At 71.4% G+C, this 15,496-nt stretch carries 13 protein-coding genes; 12 read left to right on the top strand and 1 reads right to left on the bottom strand.

What is annotated here, in order from left to right; genetic code table 11:
• Positions 1-88 precede the first annotated feature (88 nt).
• The 3 genes from ACWCPI_RS16330 (at position 89) to ACWCPI_RS16320 (ending at position 2,809) form a co-directional block, all read left to right on the top strand.
• Positions 89-1,171: a DUF4232 domain-containing protein gene (locus tag ACWCPI_RS16330; protein WP_451038734.1), complete on the top strand. Its 1,083-nt coding sequence runs from the start codon at positions 89-91 to the stop codon at positions 1,169-1,171.
• Between the two features lie 13 nt (positions 1,172-1,184).
• Positions 1,185-1,748, top strand: coding sequence for a hypothetical protein (locus tag ACWCPI_RS16325; protein ID WP_451038733.1), 564 nt, complete (start codon positions 1,185-1,187; stop codon positions 1,746-1,748).
• A 77-nt stretch (positions 1,749-1,825) separates the two neighbouring features.
• Entirely contained in the window at positions 1,826-2,809 is a 984-nt protein-coding gene (locus tag ACWCPI_RS16320) for an extracellular catalytic domain type 1 short-chain-length polyhydroxyalkanoate depolymerase (protein WP_451038732.1), read from the top strand.
• Positions 2,810-2,931: 122 nt separating this feature from the next.
• On the opposite strand, the gene ACWCPI_RS16315 is transcribed toward ACWCPI_RS16320, so the two are convergent.
• Positions 2,932-4,239 (bottom strand): MFS transporter, encoded by a 1,308-nt coding sequence (locus tag ACWCPI_RS16315; RefSeq protein ID WP_451038731.1) that lies wholly within the window; start codon positions 4,237-4,239, stop codon positions 2,932-2,934.
• Between the two features lie 101 nt (positions 4,240-4,340).
• On the opposite strand from ACWCPI_RS16315, the gene ACWCPI_RS16310 reads away from it, so the two are divergent.
• The 9 genes from ACWCPI_RS16310 (at position 4,341) to ACWCPI_RS16270 (ending at position 15,425) form a co-directional block, all read left to right on the top strand.
• Positions 4,341-5,312 (top strand): LysR family transcriptional regulator, encoded by a 972-nt coding sequence (locus ACWCPI_RS16310; protein WP_451038730.1) that lies wholly within the window; start codon positions 4,341-4,343, stop codon positions 5,310-5,312.
• 454 nt (positions 5,313-5,766) lie between these two features.
• Entirely contained in the window at positions 5,767-6,579 is an 813-nt protein-coding gene (locus ACWCPI_RS16305; RefSeq protein WP_451038795.1) for a hypothetical protein, read from the top strand.
• Positions 6,579-8,783, top strand: coding sequence for a glycosyltransferase (locus ACWCPI_RS16300; RefSeq protein WP_451038729.1), 2,205 nt, complete (start codon positions 6,579-6,581; stop codon positions 8,781-8,783). The genes ACWCPI_RS16305 and ACWCPI_RS16300 overlap by 1 nt, the downstream gene beginning before the upstream one ends.
• Complete coding sequence (locus ACWCPI_RS16295) at positions 8,780-10,084, top strand: acyltransferase family protein (protein ID WP_451038728.1); 1,305 nt, start codon at positions 8,780-8,782, stop codon at positions 10,082-10,084. Before ACWCPI_RS16300 ends, ACWCPI_RS16295 begins: the two co-directional genes overlap by 4 nt.
• Before the next feature lie 160 nt (positions 10,085-10,244).
• On the top strand, positions 10,245-11,627 hold the full coding sequence (locus ACWCPI_RS16290; RefSeq protein WP_451038727.1) for a nitrate/nitrite transporter: 1,383 nt from the start codon (positions 10,245-10,247) through the stop codon (positions 11,625-11,627).
• Between the two features lie 154 nt (positions 11,628-11,781).
• Positions 11,782-12,933 carry a uroporphyrinogen-III synthase gene (locus ACWCPI_RS16285; RefSeq protein WP_451038726.1) on the top strand — a complete coding sequence of 384 codons (1,152 nt, stop codon included), beginning with the start codon at positions 11,782-11,784 and terminating at the stop codon, positions 12,931-12,933.
• A 215-nt stretch (positions 12,934-13,148) separates the two neighbouring features.
• Positions 13,149-13,745, top strand: coding sequence for a CGNR zinc finger domain-containing protein (locus ACWCPI_RS16280; RefSeq protein WP_451038725.1), 597 nt, complete (start codon positions 13,149-13,151; stop codon positions 13,743-13,745).
• A gap of 319 nt (positions 13,746-14,064) precedes the next feature.
• Positions 14,065-14,586, top strand: a complete 522-nt coding sequence (locus ACWCPI_RS16275; protein WP_010039908.1) for a sigma-70 family RNA polymerase sigma factor — start codon at positions 14,065-14,067, stop codon at positions 14,584-14,586.
• A complete protein-coding gene (locus ACWCPI_RS16270; RefSeq protein WP_451038724.1) occupies positions 14,586-15,425 on the top strand; it encodes an anti-sigma factor family protein in 840 nt (279 codons plus the stop codon). The genes ACWCPI_RS16275 and ACWCPI_RS16270 overlap by 1 nt, the downstream gene beginning before the upstream one ends.
• The last annotated feature ends 71 nt before the right edge of the window (positions 15,426-15,496 follow it).

The following is a 15,496-nucleotide window of genomic DNA, read 5'->3' as shown; positions in this document are numbered from 1 at the left end:
GTATCGCCGAGTGATCTGTGACACCCCTGTGACCGGAGGTGTGGGTTCCGCCACAGCCTGTGCCCCACCGCCCTGGTGGGGTGGGCCGATGACCACCACCCCCCGCACCGTCCCGGCCGTCCTCGCCGGTGTCCTGTTACTCGCCGCGTGCGGTTCGCAGCGCCCCTCGGCGGAGGGCGATGCGGGGCAGGCGCGCGGCGGCGGGGACGCTCCGGTGCGGGCCGAGGCGCTGTGCCCCTCGGAGTTCACGCAGTACGGCAGCACCCCGCCGACCGGACAGCCGGCGTCCGGCCCCAGCCCCTCCGGTACGCCCACACCGCTTCCGCTCCCCTCGCTCACCGGTCCGGGCGAACACGGCGTCGAGGTCACCGGCCTGTACGCCTGGGGGCCGCAGAGCGGCTGCGCGGCCGATTACTCCGCCGACTTCGAGGTCACCAACCGGCAGCGGGAGCCGCTCACTTACAGCGTCACCATCAGCTTCCGCAGCGGAACCGCAGGCGCGGTCGACAACGTCGAGCAGACCGTCGAGTCGGTCGCCCCGGGGCGGACGGTCACAAGATCCGTCGCCATGAGCCGGTCGCCCGGGCGGGCCTTCGACGTGTCGGGCGCGCAGGTGCTGAAGGTGCGCAGCGTGCCCGCCGACGAGGCGTCGACGGCCTCGGGGCCGTGTCCGGCGTCCGGGGTCCACGTCTACGCGGACCGGGGGGACGCCGCCCTGGGCCTGCGCGTCGTCGGGCTGCACCTCGTCAACTGCGGCACCCGGCCGTACCGGCTCGACGGTTACCCGGAGCTGGAACTCCTCGATGAGGAGCACGACTTCATCGACAGTGTGCGCATCCTCCACGGAACCGAGCGGATCAGCCCGGCCGCCGGCGGCGAGGGCGGCCCGCGCCCCGTCGTCCTGCGACCGGGTGAGGCCGCGCAGGCGGGGCTGGCGTGGCGCAACACCACCGGGGCAGGTGAACCGGTGAACGCGCCGTACGTCCGTGTCCGGGCGAAGCCGGGTGCCCCTGCCGTGACGGTGGTGCCGGAGTTCGACCTCGGGACGACGGGCAGGCTCGGCGTCGGGCCGTGGAAGAAGGACGAGACGTACCGGGGCGCCGGCACCGCCACCGGGCGGCCGACGCCGCCGCCCGCGTCCGCCGTCCCCTCGGCCTTCCCGACTCCGTGAACCGCGGTGGCCGATGACCGGCTTTCTGATCCTCCTCGGGTGCGCGGTCGCGGTGTTCCTGCTCGCCCACCCGCGCATCCCGCCCGGTGTCAGGGTCGTCGTCCTGACCGCGCCTGCGGTGGCCGGGCTGGTCTGGTTGCTTCAGGCGGTGCTCGACGACACGTCCGCGGCCGCCGCCGTCGCCGCGGTGTTCGGTGTCGTGCTGGTCGCTCTCATCGGGCTCCTGGGGCACCCACGCCTGCCGCTGTGGGCGAAGATGAGCGTGTTCCTCACCGTTCCGGTGGCGGCGCTGGCCTGGCTGCTCGTCGTCACGGCCGACGACACGATCAAGGATCCCGGCGAGGACCCCTGCTCCATGTACCACGGCGGCGTCGGCGTCTCCAAGGCGTTTCCCCCGCAGGCCTACTGCCTGTACGAGTCCGGCAGCACCCACGACCTCGCGCCGGGCGCCCAGTTCGTGTTCTGGGTGTGCTTCGTCAGCAGTGTGCTGCTGCTGGGGCTCGGCCTGTGGGAGGTCGTGCGGGACCCGAGGACGTTCCTTCGGCAGTTCCGCGGGGACGGTTCGCTCACCGGGTGAACCACCATGGCGCGCAGGTCCGTTGTGGTGTCCCGCTCCATATCGAGGGGCCGTTCACGCTTCTACGGTTCTTCCGCATGACACGGACCCCAGCCGCACGTCGTCGAACCGCCGTCGGGGTGACTCTTCTCCTCGCCCTGATCACCGCCCTTCTCACACCGGGCAGAGCCGCGGCCGCCTCGCTGCAGGAGGTCACCGGGTTCGGGTCCGATCCGGGCGCACTGCGCATGTTCCGGTACGTTCCCGACCAGCTTCCCGCCGGACGGCCCGTGGTCGTCGCGCTGCACGGCTGCACGCAGAACGCCTCCGGCTACGGCACCGGCAGCGGATGGACGCAGCTCGCCGACCGGTGGGGCTTCTCCGTCGTCCTGCCGCAGCAGCAGGGCGCCAACAACCCCTCGTCCTGCTTCAACTGGTTCCAGAGCGGCGACATCGCCCGCGGCCGGGGCGAGGCCGCCTCCGTCGCGCAGATGGTGGACCGGCAGCTCGCCGACGTCTCCGGTGACGCGTCGCGGGTGTATGTCACCGGGCTGTCCGCCGGGGGCGGGATGACGGCCGTGATGATGGCCGCGTATCCGGAGAAGTTCGCGGCGGGCGGGATCGTCGCCGGGCTGCCGTACGGGTGTGCCCAGGCGGCCGGATCGCCGTACGTGTGCATGTACGTCGGGGCCACGCAGAGCCCGCGTCAGTGGGGCGACCGGGTGCGCGCCGCCCGACCCGGCCACCCCGGTCCCTGGCCCACGCTGATCGCCTTCCAGGGCACGGCCGACCACACCGTCAGGCCGGTCAACATGACCGACCTGACAGGCCAGTGGACCGACGTGCACGGCACCGACCGGACGGCCGACCTGAGCGACACGGTCGCCGGACACCCCCACCAGGTCTTCCGGGACGCGTCCGGACGCGCGGTCGTGGAGACCTACAGCCTCACCGGGACGGGACACGGCCAGCCCGTCGACCCGGGGGCCGGGAGCGAGCAGTGCGGGAGTGCCGGGGCGTATCTGCTCGACGTGGATCTGTGCGCCGCGTACCGGATGGGGCGGGCTTGGGGGCTGGGCTGAGCGCGGTCCCGGGTGACGGTCCGGGCAGGTGACCGCCGCCGCGGGCGGCGACGGCCCGTCATGCCCGCGTCCGCCGGGCCGTACTGCCGCGTTCCGTCATCCGCGGTGGCAGCGACACACGGTCAGGCCGTGGTCCAGCCGCGCCGCGCCGTCAGCGAGAACAGCAGTGCCACGGCCGCCGCCGCGATCGGCACCCCGTACCCGGCCGCCGGGGACAGGCGCTCCACCAGCCAGCCGCCGGTCGCGCTGCCGCACGCGATACCGCCGAGCAGCGCGGTCACCGCGAGCGTCATGCCCTCGTTCAGGCGGCCGTCCGGGGAGCGCCGCTGCACCAGGGACATGTTGGTGATCATCGTCGGCGCCGTGGCCATGCCGGAGACCAGCAGGGCGGCGGACAGCAGCAGCAGCGATCCGGTGAGGGACGCGGCGAGCAGGGGCAGGGTCAGCAGCGCCGCCATCACCGCTATGCACCACGGGTAGCGGTGCTCGGCGGACCCGGAGAGCCTCAGCCGGCCGTACCACAGGCCCGCAGCGCAGGATCCGGCCGCCTGGAGGGCGAGCACCGCGCCCGCCGCCGTACGGTGGCCCGAAGCGTCCGCGAACGCGATCGTCACGACCTCCGTCGCGCCGAACACCGCCCCCATGGCCAGGCAGACGGCCAGCAGCGCGGGCATGCCGGGGGAGCGCAGGGGCGGCGGTGCGTCCGTCGCGGCAGTGCGGCCCCGGGGCGGCGGCTCGGTCGACCGCTGGGCGGCGAACACCAGCACGCCGGTCACGAGGAGCACCGCCCCGACCAGCGTCCCGGCCTCCGGGAAGAACGTCCCGCACAGGAAGGCCGCGAGCACCGGGCCGAGCATGAAGCACAGCTCGTCGGCGGCCTGTTCGAAGGAGTTCGCGGTGTGCAGGGCGTCGGCGTCGCCCTTGAGCAGATGGGCCCAGCGGGCGCGGGACATGCCGCCGGTGTTGGGCGTGGTCGCGGTGGCGGCGTACGCGGCGAACAGTGTCCAGGCGGGCGCGTCGAAGCGCACGCACAGCAGCAGCGCGACGCTGCCCAGGGCCGCGAGGAGCGTGGCCGGAACGGCGACCCTGGCCTGCCCGTACCGGTCCACGAGCCGCGCGGTCCAGGGGGCGACCACGGCGGTCGCGGCGAGGCCGGTCGCGGTGACCGCGCCGGCGAGGGCGTACGAACCCCGGGAACCGGCGATCATGATCACCGCGCTCACGCTGAACATGCCCATCGGCAGCCGGGCGATCAGGTTCCCGAAGGTGAAGGCGCGGGTGCCGGGGCGGGCGAAGAGCCGGCGGTACGGGCCCGGTGGCCGGGTGCGCGCACGGGACCCGAAGTCGACGGCGACAAGGGTGTCGGCGGTGACGGTGACCAGGGGGGCGCTGCCGTCTCTCGGCGTGTTCATGGCGGGTCGTTGCGGCATGGCTCCACCCTCGCCCCGAGTGGATCACGGGGTCCAACACCTGCTCGGTGAGCATTCACGCACCTGTGTTGTGAAAGCGCCCGGCGTTGTAGGTTCCCCGCATGCCCGCACCCGCTCACCTCGACCCCCGCCTGCTGCGCGCCTTCCTCGCCGTCGCGGAGGAACTGCACTTCACGCGGGCCGCGGCACGGCTGTACGTCGCCCAGCAGGCGCTCAGCCGGGACGTACGGCGGCTGGAACGGGAGCTGGGCGCCGAGCTGTTCGTGCGCACCACCCGGCAGGTCACGCTGACGCCCGACGGGGAGCGGCTGGTGCCGTACGCCCGCGGCGCCCTGCAGGCCCAGGACGCCCTGCTCGCCGCCTTCGGCCAGGCCCGCCCCCTGCTGGTGGACGTGAACTCGCCGGGTTTGGCCACCGGCCACAGGGTCCTGCGGCGGGCCCGCGAACTCGCCCCCGAGCACGAACTCATGGCCCGCTACGAGAGCGGTCTGACAGGCGCGGCCGGCGAGATCGCCGCCGGGCGTCTCGACGCCTCGTTCGGGCGGTTCGCGGGACTGGACCCGGCCCTGCGCGCGGGCCTCGACCACCAGCCGGTCCGCTACGAGCCGATGGCGGTCCTGCTGCCCGAGGGCCATCCGCTGGCCGAGAAGGAGCGGGTACCGCTGGCCGCGCTGGCCGGCGAGACCGTGTACGCCGGAGCGGGCAACCCCCGTACGCCGGAGTGGACCGATCTCGCCCGCCGGCTGTTCGAGGGGCGGGGGATAGCCCTCGCCCCGCCCGCGCCGCTCGCGGTCGGCCACGAGGAGTTCCAGCGGATCATGGCCAAGACGCGCACCCCCGTCCTCGCCGTGATTGAATTTCCGGCCATGCCCGGGGCCGTGCTGCGTCCCCTGGTCGATCCCGTGCCTGTGTCGCCCGTCTCACTGGTGTGGCGAAAGGGGCTGACGCATCCTGCTCTGGACGCCCTTCGGCGGGCAGCTGCCCAGGTGGCGGCCTCGGAAGGGTGGTTGACGCCACCCGTCGGAGGTTGGATTCCGGCCATCGATTCGACCGTTATGCGTGTCCACGATTGACACGCGGCAACCATGAAACCTCCGCGTGCGCTACATTCTTCGCCTGAGCACATTGTGGTAAAGGGGGGCGCTCGGCCGGGTGGGGGCTCGGTACGGCGACGGGTGCTCAGTGTCGTGTGCGCACCCAGAACGGTCCCGTGGGGGGATGTGCGTGCGCGTGAAGAAGTGGCGAGAAGACGCCCAACCGGAGTGGCCGGAAGCCGTTCCGGGGTTCGGGGGCGGTTCCTCCCCGGCCGGTTCGAGGGGTGAGACCCAGGCGTTCCCGGCGACCGGGGAGTCAGAGGTTTTCGGTCAGGGCCACCGGCCCCGTTCCGAGACGGGTGAGACGGACGTGCTCCGCGTCGGCGGGAACGTTCCGGGCGAGCACCCTCCGACTCCGGTGCAGGGCGGCTGGTCGGCTTTCGACCGGCCCTCGGCGCGCGGGAGTGAGGCGTTCCCGGAGCCCGGCGTGACGATGCCCGTTCCCGCCGTCCGCGACCCGTGGGCCGAGGCGGCCGAGGCCGAGGAGCCCGTGCGCTCGGCCGCACCCGGCGCCACCCACGATCCGCACGAGGTCACCATCCAGCTCGACGGTGTCGGTCTGCAGCTCGACAACATGCTCCGCGCCGCCAAGGACGGCCCGGGCGGCGGCGAGAGCTCCGACGGGCCCGTCTTCGTCGACGAGTCGGGCCGCCGCAGCCGCCGCTTCCGCCGGATAGGCATGGCCGTGGCCCTGGCCTGCGCGGTCTACGCCGTGGTCATCGTCGCCACGGTGCTGTCCGGCAACTCCGACGCGCCCTGGCTGCCCGTGGAGCGTCCCAAGGAGCAGCCCGCCGGGCAGGTCGACACCTCGCCGCTGCCCGCCGAGTCGGCCCCGCAGCCCTCCGGCACCGGTGACGTCTCCCCGGGCGTCGCCCCGACGGCCACCGCCGGCACCGACCCGTCCACGGGCGCCGGCGGCCTCGCACCCGAGGCGTCGGCCGGCGCCGGCGAGCCGGGCGCGTCCGTCGCCCCGGAGCCGAACACGACCGCGGACACCCAGAACCCGGCAACGGATCCCGATCCCACCCCGGACCCCGACCCGCCCACCGAGCCCACCCTGCCCGACCCCGACCCGACTCCGACGGACGGCGGCGGCCCCACCGAGGGCCCGACCGACCCCCCCACCATCGACGAGCCCGCCGGCGGGACGGTCGCGGGCGGCCCGAGCGACCCCACACCCATCGCGCAGGAGCCGGGCGACGAATCCCCCGCGCCCGCCGCCCCGTCCCCGGAGTACACCCTCTGATGGCATCACGCACCCGCCGTCACGGGCCCGCGAAGGGAGCCCCCGACGGCTCCCGGCGCCGCCGCGTGCCCATGCGCCTGCTGCTCCCCTCGCTCGTCCTCGTCGCCCTGATGGCGATGCTGATGCTGCGCGGTTACGTCCACAACGAGATCCTGGCCGACCACCGCGTCCAGCCCTCCGCCGCCTCCGACAAGGTCCCGGAGAAGATCCTCAAGGGCGGCCCGGTCATCGACACCCGCAGCGGGCGCACCGAGAGCCTGAGGCTGCAGGACCACCGCCTGGTCCTCACCTTCGACGACGGCCCGGACCCGACCTGGACCCCCAAGGTCCTGGACGTGCTCAAGAAGCACGACGCGCACGCCGTCTTCTTCGTCACCGGCACCATGACCTCGCGCCACCCGGATCTCGTCCAGCGCATGGTCGAGGAGGGCCACGAGGTCGGCCTGCACACCTTCAACCACCCCGACCTCTCGTACCAGACGCAGAAGCGCATCGACTGGGAACTGTCCCAGAACCAGCTGGCGATCAGCGGCGCGGCCGGCATCCGCACCTCCCTCTTCCGCCCGCCGTACTCCTCCTTCGCCGACGCCATGGACAACAAGTCCTGGCCGGTGACCGAGTACATCGGCAGGCGCGGCTACATCACCGTCGTCAACAACACCGACAGCGAGGACTGGCAGAAGCCGGGCGTCGACGAGATCATCCGCCGCGCCACCCCCAAGGGCGGCAAGGGCGCCATCGTCCTGATGCACGACTCCGGCGGCGACCGCCACCAGACCGTCGAGGCACTGGACCGGTTCCTGCCGGACATGAAGGCCGAGGGGTACCGGTTCGCCAACCTCACCGAGGCCCTGGACGCGCCCAGCGCCCACACCCCGGTCACCGGCATCGAGAAGTGGAAGGGCAAGGCCTGGATCTTCCTGGTGCAGGCCTCGGACAACATCACCTCCGTGCTGGTGGTCGGCCTGGCGGTGATCGGCTTCCTGGTCATCAGCCGCTTCCTGCTGATGCTGCTGCTGTCGGGCATCCATGCCCGCCGGGTGCGCCGCCGCCGCTTCCGCTGGGGCCCGCCGGTCACCGAACCGGTGTCGGTGCTGGTCCCGGCGTACAACGAGGCCAAGTGCATCGAGAACACGGTCCGTTCGCTGATGGCCAGCGAGCACCCGATCGAGGTGCTCGTCGTCGACGACGGATCGAGCGACGGCACGGCACGGATCGTCGAGGGGATGGGCCTGCCCAACGTGCGGGTCATCCGCCAGCTCAACGCGGGCAAGCCCGCGGCGCTCAACCGGGGTCTGGCGAACGCCCGGTACGACCTGATCGTGATGATGGACGGCGACACCGTCTTCGAACCGTCCACGGTCCGTGAGCTGGTCCAGCCCTTCGGGGACCCGAACGTGGGCGCGGTGGCCGGCAACGCGAAGGTGGGCAACCGGGACTCGCTGATCGGCGCCTGGCAGCACATCGAGTACGTGATGGGCTTCAACCTCGACCGCCGGATGTACGACATCCTGCGCTGCATGCCCACCATCCCGGGCGCGGTCGGCGCGTTCCGCAGGTCGGCTCTGGAACGGGTCGGCGGCATGAGCGACGACACGCTCGCCGAGGACACCGACATCACGATGGCGATGCACCGCGACGGCTGGCGGGTCGTGTACGCGGAGAAGGCCCGGGCCTGGACCGAGGCCCCGGAGACGGTCCAGCAGCTGTGGTCGCAGCGCTACCGCTGGTCGTACGGCACCATGCAGGCGATCTGGAAGCACCGCCGGGCGCTCGTGGAGAGCGGCCCGTCCGGCCGCTTCGGCCGGGTGGGCCTGCCGCTCGTGTCGCTGTTCATGGTACTCGCGCCGCTGCTGGCCCCGCTGATCGACGTGTTCCTGCTGTACGGCCTGATCTTCGGCCCGACGCAGAAGACGATCGGCGCGTGGCTCGGCGTCCTGGCCATCCAACTGGTCTGCGCGGCGTACGCCTTCCGTCTGGACAAGGAACGCATGACCCACCTGATCTCGCTCCCCCTGCAGCAGATCCTCTACCGCCAGCTGATGTACGTCGTGCTGCTCCAGTCCTGGATCACGGCCCTCACCGGCGGTCGCCTGCGCTGGCAGAAGCTGCGGCGCACGGGCGTCGTGGAGGCGCCCGGCGGCCCGGTGCCGCGGCAGCGAACGGCTGGTACCCGCGACGGTGATCGGAGGCCGGTGGGATGACGCACGGATATCAGCCGGCTGAGGCGGGAGCGGAGGCCTGGCTCCGGGAGCCCGCGGGGTCGACGGCCGCGTACGGCGTCCCGCAGCAGCGCAACGCCGAGCCGGAGCCGGCCGCCCCCGCGCCCGCCGCGGACCCGGCGCCGAAGAAGCCGGGCCGGGACCGCTATCTCGACCTGCTGCGCTCCATAGCCCTGGTCCGGGTCGTCGTCTACCACCTCTTCGGCTGGGCGTGGCTGACGGTGCTGTTCCCGTCCATGGGCGTGATGTTCGCGCTGGCGGGCTCGCTGATGGCCCGCTCGCTGAACCGCCCGGCGTGGGGCGTGATCCGGGGACGCGTCCGCCGGCTCCTGCCACCGCTGTGGGCGTTCAGCGCGCTGGTGCTGGCGTTGATGTTCGCGGGTGGCTGGAACCCGACGAAGGACCCGGACCACGGCGGCAGTTGGGCCCTGCTCGACCTGGTCAACTACGTCGTCCCGATCGGCGCACCGCCGTTCCCGTGGCACATCGGCTCGCAGTCCGGCCTGCTGGAGGACACCTGGGCGGTGCAGGCGGCGGGGCCGTTGTGGTACCTGCGCGCGTACCTGTGGTTCGTGGTGGCCTCCCCCCTCCTGCTGTGGGCGTTCCGCCGGGCCCCCTGGCCGACGCTGCTCGCCCCGCTGGGCCTCACGGCGGTCGTGGGCACGGGCCTGGTGACGATCCCCGGTGAGACCGGCAACGCGGTCACGGACTTCGCGGTCTACGGCAGCTGCTGGGTCCTGGGCTTCGCCCACCACGAGGGCTTCCTGGCGAAGATCCCGCGCTATGTGGCCGTCTCCTGCTCGACCCTCCTGATGGCCTTCGGCCTGTGGTGGGCCTCGGGTCACCTGGGCCCGGACGGCTGGGATCTGAACGACATCCCGCTGGCCCAGGCCACGTGGTCCTTCGGTTTCGTGGTCATCCTGCTCCAGTACTCCCCGTCCTGGCAGGAACTGCCGGGCAGACTGGCGAAGTGGGACAGGCTGGTCACGCTGTCCAACAACCGGGCGGTCACGATCTATCTCTGGCACAACCTCCTGATCATGGCCACGGTCCCGATCCTCGACCAGCTGTACGAGCTGCCCTTCATGCAGAGCGAACGGGCCACGGCGGCACTCGACTCGACGTACATGATCTGGATGTTCTTCCTGGTCTGGCCGTTGATCGGCCTGATGGTCATGGCCGTGGGCTGGGTCGAGGACCTCGCGGCCAAGCGGCGGCCCAGGCTGTGGCCGAACGGGACGACGAAGCAGACACGTCGCAGGGCGCGGGCCGTGCGGGGCTGAGTCATACCCGGACGATGAAGACAACCTCTCATCCGCCCGCCCCGGCGGGTGAGAGCAAAGTTCCCTTCCGGTCACTCGGTGCCACAGGGAGGAAACGCGCCCTGCCTACCTTCGGGATCAGCCACTCGTAGAGCCTGAGCCCGAAGACCGTGGAGGCGTCATGACAGCCCCTAGCACAGCCCCCGCTGCAAGCAGGGGAGGCCACTGGATCGATCACTGGGACCCCGAGAACGAGACGTTCTGGAACGAGACCGGGGAGAAGGTCGCCAAGCGGAACCTGTTCTTCTCGGTCCTCTCCGAGCACATCGGGTTCTCGATCTGGACCCTGTGGTCGGTGATGGTGCTCTTCATGGGACCGGAGTACGGGCTCACCCCCGCGGACAAGTTCACGATCGTCTCGATGGCCACGCTCGTCGGCGCCATCGTCCGCGTGCCCTACACCTTCGCCGTAGCCGTCTTCGGTGGCCGGATGTGGACGGTCATCTCGGCGAGCCTGCTGCTCCTGCCCACGGTCGCCGCGTTCCTCGTGATGGAGCCCGGGACGTCGTTCACCACGTTCCTGCTCTGCGCGATGCTGGCCGGTGTCGGCGGTGGCAACTTCGCCTCCAGCATGACCAACATCAACGCCTTCTTCCCCCTGCGCAAGAAGGGGTGGGCGCTCGGCCTGAACGCCGGCGGCGGCAACATCGGCGTGCCCGTGGTCCAGCTCGTGGGTCTCGCGGTGATCGGCGCCAGCGGCGGGCCGCGTCTGCTGCTCGGGATCTACATCCCGTTCATCATGGTGGCCGCCGTCCTCGCGTGGCTGAAGATGGACAGCATCTCGTCCGTGAAGAACGACACCGGTGCCGCCAAGGACGCCGTGAGGGACGCCCACACCTGGATCATGTCCTTCCTCTACATCGGCACCTTCGGTTCGTTCATCGGGTACAGCTTCGCCTTCGGGCTGGTCCTGCAGACCCAGTTCGGCCGTACGCCGCTGCAGGCCGCCTACGTCACCTTCATCGGCCCGCTGCTCGGCTCACTGATCAGGCCCGTGGGCGGCTCGCTCGCCGACCGCTTCGGCGGCGCGAAGATCACGCTGTGGAACTACGTCGCCATGGCCGCCGCGACCTCGGTCATCGTCGTGGCCTCGATGCAGAAGTCGCTGCCGCTGTTCACCGCCGCGTTCATCACCCTGTTCGTGCTGACCGGCATCGGCAACGGCTCGACGTTCAAGATGATCCCGGGCATCTTCCACAACAAGGCCCTCGCCAAGGGGCTGACCGGTGACGACGCCGCCGCCTACGGCCGCCGCCTCTCCGGCGCCTCCATGGGCCTGATCGGCGCGGTGGGCGCGCTCGGCGGACTCGGCATCAACCTCGCCTTCCGCCAGTCCTTCCTCACCGTGGGCTCCGGCACCGGCGCCTTCGTCGCCTTCCTCGCCTTCTACGGCGTCTGCTTCGCGGTCACCTGGGCCGTATACCTTCGCCGCCCGGCCGCCTCCGAGACCAACACCACACCGGCCGCCGACGCGAAGCCGCAGCTCAGCTACGCGGAAGTGTGACGTAACACCGCCGACATCAAGCCGAACCGAGCCTGTCACGCAGCGTTGACAGGCTCGTTCGGCATGCAGGTGTAACCACCAAGGGTGCGTTCAGGGCCCCCTCCGGTGCAGCAACCTGGGGCAGGCACCACGACTCGAGTGCGGGACGAGAGTTATGTACGACGAACAGCAGCAACCCGAACACGGACCCCTCGCGGGGTTCACGGTGGGCGTGACCGCCGCGCGCAGGGCCGACGAGCTCGGGGCGCTGCTCCAGCGCCGCGGCGCGGTCGTCCTGCACGCCCCCGCCCTGCGCATCGTGCCGCTCGCCGACGACAGCGAGCTGCTCGCCGCCACCAAGGAGATCATCCAGCGGACACCGGACGTCGTGGTCGCCACGACCGCGATCGGCTTCCGGGGCTGGATCGAGGCCGCCGACGGCTGGGGTCTGGGCGAGGACCTGCTGGCCCGGCTGCGCCAGGTCGAACTGCTCGCGCGCGGGCCGAAGGTGAAGGGGGCGGTCCGGGCCGCCGGGCTGACCGAGGAGTGGTCGCCGTCCAGCGAGTCCATGGCCGAGGTGCTGGACCGGCTGCTGGAAGAGGGCGTCGAGGGGCGCCGGGTCGCCGTGCAGCTGCACGGCGAGCCGCTGCCCGGGTTCGTGGAGGCGCTGCGGGCCGGGGGAGCGGAGGTGCTCGGAGTGCCGGTGTACCGGTGGCTGCCGCCGGAGGACCTCGGCCCGGTCGACCGCCTGCTGGACGCCACCGTCGCCCGGGGCGTGGACGCCCTCACCTTCACCAGCGCCCCGGCCGCGGCGTCCCTGCTGGACCGGGCCGAGGAGCGCGGGCTGCTGACCGAACTGCTCTCCGCGCTCAGCCACGACGTCCTCCCGGCCTGCGTCGGGCCGGTCACCGCGCTGCCCCTGCAGGCGCGCGGCGTCGACACGGTACAGCCAGGGCGTTTCCGCCTCGGCCCGCTGGTGCAGCTTCTGTGCCAGGAACTTCCGGGCCGGGCCCGGTCGCTGCCGATCGCCGGTCACCAGGTGGAGATCCGCGGGCACGCGGTCCTCGTCGACGGCGTGCTGCGACCGGTCCCGCCCGCGGGCATGTCCCTGCTGAGGGCGCTGTCCCGTCGCCCGGGGTGGGTGGTCGCCCGCGCGGAGCTGCTGCGGGCCCTGCCGGGGGCGGGCCGTGACGAGCACGCGGTGGAGACGGCGATGGCCAGGCTGCGTACGGCCCTCGGAGCACCGAAGCTGATCCAGACGGTGGTGAAGCGGGGTTATCGGCTGGCGCTGGATCCGGCGGCCGACGCGAAGTACGCGGACGTTTGAGCAGATGACCGTGGGCTGCGGCCGGGCGGGGGCGTCGTAGGGCCGGCGCTCCCGCCCGGCCGCGTTTGCACGTGTTCCGGCGCCGACCGGCGGTACGGGGGGTTCCGGCTGTGCCGGTGGGCAGGCACTGTGGGAGGGAACGGTTCGCCCGGCTCTCCTCACGGCATCTCACCGACCCCTGTTGACCGGGGTGACCCCTAGGCGGTGACAGGCACATGGCACTGGGTACGGCCACCGGTACGTACGAGCCCCGGTTCGACGCCGGGCGGATCTGTCTGGATCTCCTCGCCACCACGCACCCCGACGAACGGCTCGACTCGGTGGAGGCCCTGCGCGGCTGGATCACGCGCTCCGCACTCGTCCCACCCGGCACCCCGCTCGCCCACGCCGACGCCTCCTGGCTGGTCGCGTTCCGTGAACTGCGGGGACGGATCGGTCAGTTGGTGCGCGGAGGAATCGCCCCCGAGCCCTGGCCGTCGTACGACCTCGCGCTCGGCCATGTGAACGACATCGCCCGCGCCGCGCCCCCCGCACCCCGGGCCAGACGGGGTGAGGACGGCACTCTCGTCCGGGAGTTGGACCGTCCGCCGGAGTGCGCGGCGCTGCTCGGCGCCATCGCGCGGGACGCCGTGGAACTGCTCACCGATCCCGTTGCGCGGGCCGGACTGAGGGAGTGCGAGGGGGACAACTGCCCGATCGTCTATCTCGATTCGTCCCGGGGGCGCAGGAGGCGCTGGTGCTCCAGTGAGGTCTGCGGGAACCGCGAAAGAGTGGCCCGGCATCGCCGTCGAGCGGCTCTCGCCCGTGCCTGACGGTCCGTTATGTCGCTTCTGTGAAACGGCCGTCGACGTGATTTCGATTACATGTTGTTTACCTACGCATCCGTAGGGAAGCGCAGAAACGATCTTGCCGATGTGACGGATTTGTAAAGATCGCGCGGTGGGAATGTGCCGCCATGTCCCGCTCGTCACGTCACTTCTCAGAAAAGTGTCGTCCCGCTTTGAACACTCAACACACCCCTTCCGTACGGGTGGTCGAGCGACCGACTGGGGGAACCCCCGGACATCGGAGGTGGGCGTGCGCAAGGATTCCGTCGTGGCCAATGAACGTGGATCGAGGGCCCGACATCGCATGTCCCAGCCCTCGGAACCTGATGAGGAGCTGATGCGTGCGCTGTACAGAGAGCACGCCGGACCCCTCCTTGCGTATGTCCTTCGACTGGTCGCCGGTGATCGGCAACGAGCAGAGGACGTCGTGCAGGAGACGCTCATCCGTGCCTGGAAGAACGCCGGACAGCTCAATCGAGCGACCGGATCGGTACGCCCCTGGCTGGTGACGGTCGCCCGGCGCATCGTCATCGACGGCCACCGCAGCCGGCAGGCCCGGCCGCAGGAGGTCGACCCGTCGCCGCTGGAGGTCATCCCCGCGGAGGACGAGATCGACAAGGCGCTGTGGCTGATGACGCTGTCGGACGCGCTCGACGACCTGACCCCAGCGCACCGGGAGGTACTGGTCGAGACGTACTTCAAGGGGCGTACCGTCAATGAGGCGGCCGAGACCCTGGGCATACCCAGCGGCACAGTCCGCTCCAGGGTGTTCTACGCCCTGCGGTCGATGAAGCTGGCTCTGGAGGAGCGGGGGGTGACGGCGTGATGAGTGTTTACGGGGGTAACCAGGGATTCGGGACGGGTGGCTCGGGTATGTCTGGACCCATGCAGGGACATCCGGTTCCGAGCGAGCACGAGACCGTCGGCGCCTACGCCCTCGGGATTCTCGACGACGCCGAGGCGACCGCATTCGAAGCCCACCTCGCGACCTGCGAATGGTGTGCCCAGCAACTGGACGAGCTCGCCGGGATGGAACCGATGCTGGCCGCGCTCGCGGACCTGCCCGGTGCCGGCACGCCCGCCATCGGTGACTCGCTGTCGGCGAAGCCCAGCCCGCGGCTGGTGAACAAGCTCGTCGACGAGGTCGCCGAGCGTCGCGCCCAGAAGCGCCGGCGCAGCTTCTACATGGTCGCGGCGGCGGCCGCCCTGATCGTCGGCGGTCCGTTCGTGGCCGTGGCGACGAACGGAGGCGGCGACGGCGGCGGCGGTGGCAGCGAGGGCAACCGGACCGTTCAGGCGGCCAACCCCGCCAAGGACCTGTTCACCGGCATCCAGGACAAGGTCTCGGGCACCGACTCCTCGACCGGCGTCAGCGCGACCGTCGCCATGTCGGAGAAGCTGTGGGGCACCGAGACGGCCCTGGAGCTCAAGGGGGTCAAGGGTCCGCTCAAGTGCTCCCTGATCTTCGTCAGCAAGGACGGCGAGCGCGAGACGGCCGCGTCCTGGTCCGTCCCCAAGTGGGGCTACGGCATCCCGGACGCCAAGACCGAGCAGGCCAGGAACCCGCTCTACGTCAGCGGCGGTGTGTCCATGTCGCCGGACGACGTCGATCATGTCGAGGTGATGGACTTCGACGGGAACAAGCTCGTCGAGGTCGACGTGTAGTCGTGCCGTAGCTTTTCCGGGTCCCCTTCGCGTACGGTTGACGGCTGCCCAGCACGTCAGAAGGGGGCCCG

Source organism: Streptomyces sp. NPDC001920, from assembly GCF_053594495.1.
The sequence above is the reverse complement of the archived record's forward strand: the minus strand, read 5'-3'. Positions and strand labels throughout refer to the sequence as shown.

Excerpts from the sequence above, each read along its gene's own strand:
- ACWCPI_RS16330 (WP_451038734.1), top strand. The coding sequence starts at position 89 with ATGACCACCACCCCCCGCACCGTCCCGGCCGTCCTCGCCGGTGTCCTG.
- ACWCPI_RS16325 (WP_451038733.1), top strand. The coding sequence starts at position 1,185 with ATGACCGGCTTTCTGATCCTCCTCGGGTGCGCGGTCGCGGTGTTCCTG.
- ACWCPI_RS16320 (WP_451038732.1), top strand. The coding sequence starts at position 1,826 with ATGACACGGACCCCAGCCGCACGTCGTCGAACCGCCGTCGGGGTGACT.
- ACWCPI_RS16315 (WP_451038731.1), bottom strand. The coding sequence starts at position 4,239 with ATGCCGCAACGACCCGCCATGAACACGCCGAGAGACGGCAGCGCCCCC.
- ACWCPI_RS16310 (WP_451038730.1), top strand. The coding sequence starts at position 4,341 with ATGCCCGCACCCGCTCACCTCGACCCCCGCCTGCTGCGCGCCTTCCTC.
- ACWCPI_RS16305 (WP_451038795.1), top strand. The coding sequence starts at position 5,767 with ATGCCCGTTCCCGCCGTCCGCGACCCGTGGGCCGAGGCGGCCGAGGCC.
- ACWCPI_RS16300 (WP_451038729.1), top strand. The coding sequence starts at position 6,579 with ATGGCATCACGCACCCGCCGTCACGGGCCCGCGAAGGGAGCCCCCGAC.
- ACWCPI_RS16295 (WP_451038728.1), top strand. The coding sequence starts at position 8,780 with ATGACGCACGGATATCAGCCGGCTGAGGCGGGAGCGGAGGCCTGGCTC.
- ACWCPI_RS16290 (WP_451038727.1), top strand. The coding sequence starts at position 10,245 with ATGACAGCCCCTAGCACAGCCCCCGCTGCAAGCAGGGGAGGCCACTGG.
- ACWCPI_RS16285 (WP_451038726.1), top strand. The coding sequence starts at position 11,782 with ATGTACGACGAACAGCAGCAACCCGAACACGGACCCCTCGCGGGGTTC.
- ACWCPI_RS16280 (WP_451038725.1), top strand. The coding sequence starts at position 13,149 with ATGGCACTGGGTACGGCCACCGGTACGTACGAGCCCCGGTTCGACGCC.
- ACWCPI_RS16275 (WP_010039908.1), top strand. The coding sequence starts at position 14,065 with ATGTCCCAGCCCTCGGAACCTGATGAGGAGCTGATGCGTGCGCTGTAC.
- ACWCPI_RS16270 (WP_451038724.1), top strand. The coding sequence starts at position 14,586 with ATGAGTGTTTACGGGGGTAACCAGGGATTCGGGACGGGTGGCTCGGGT.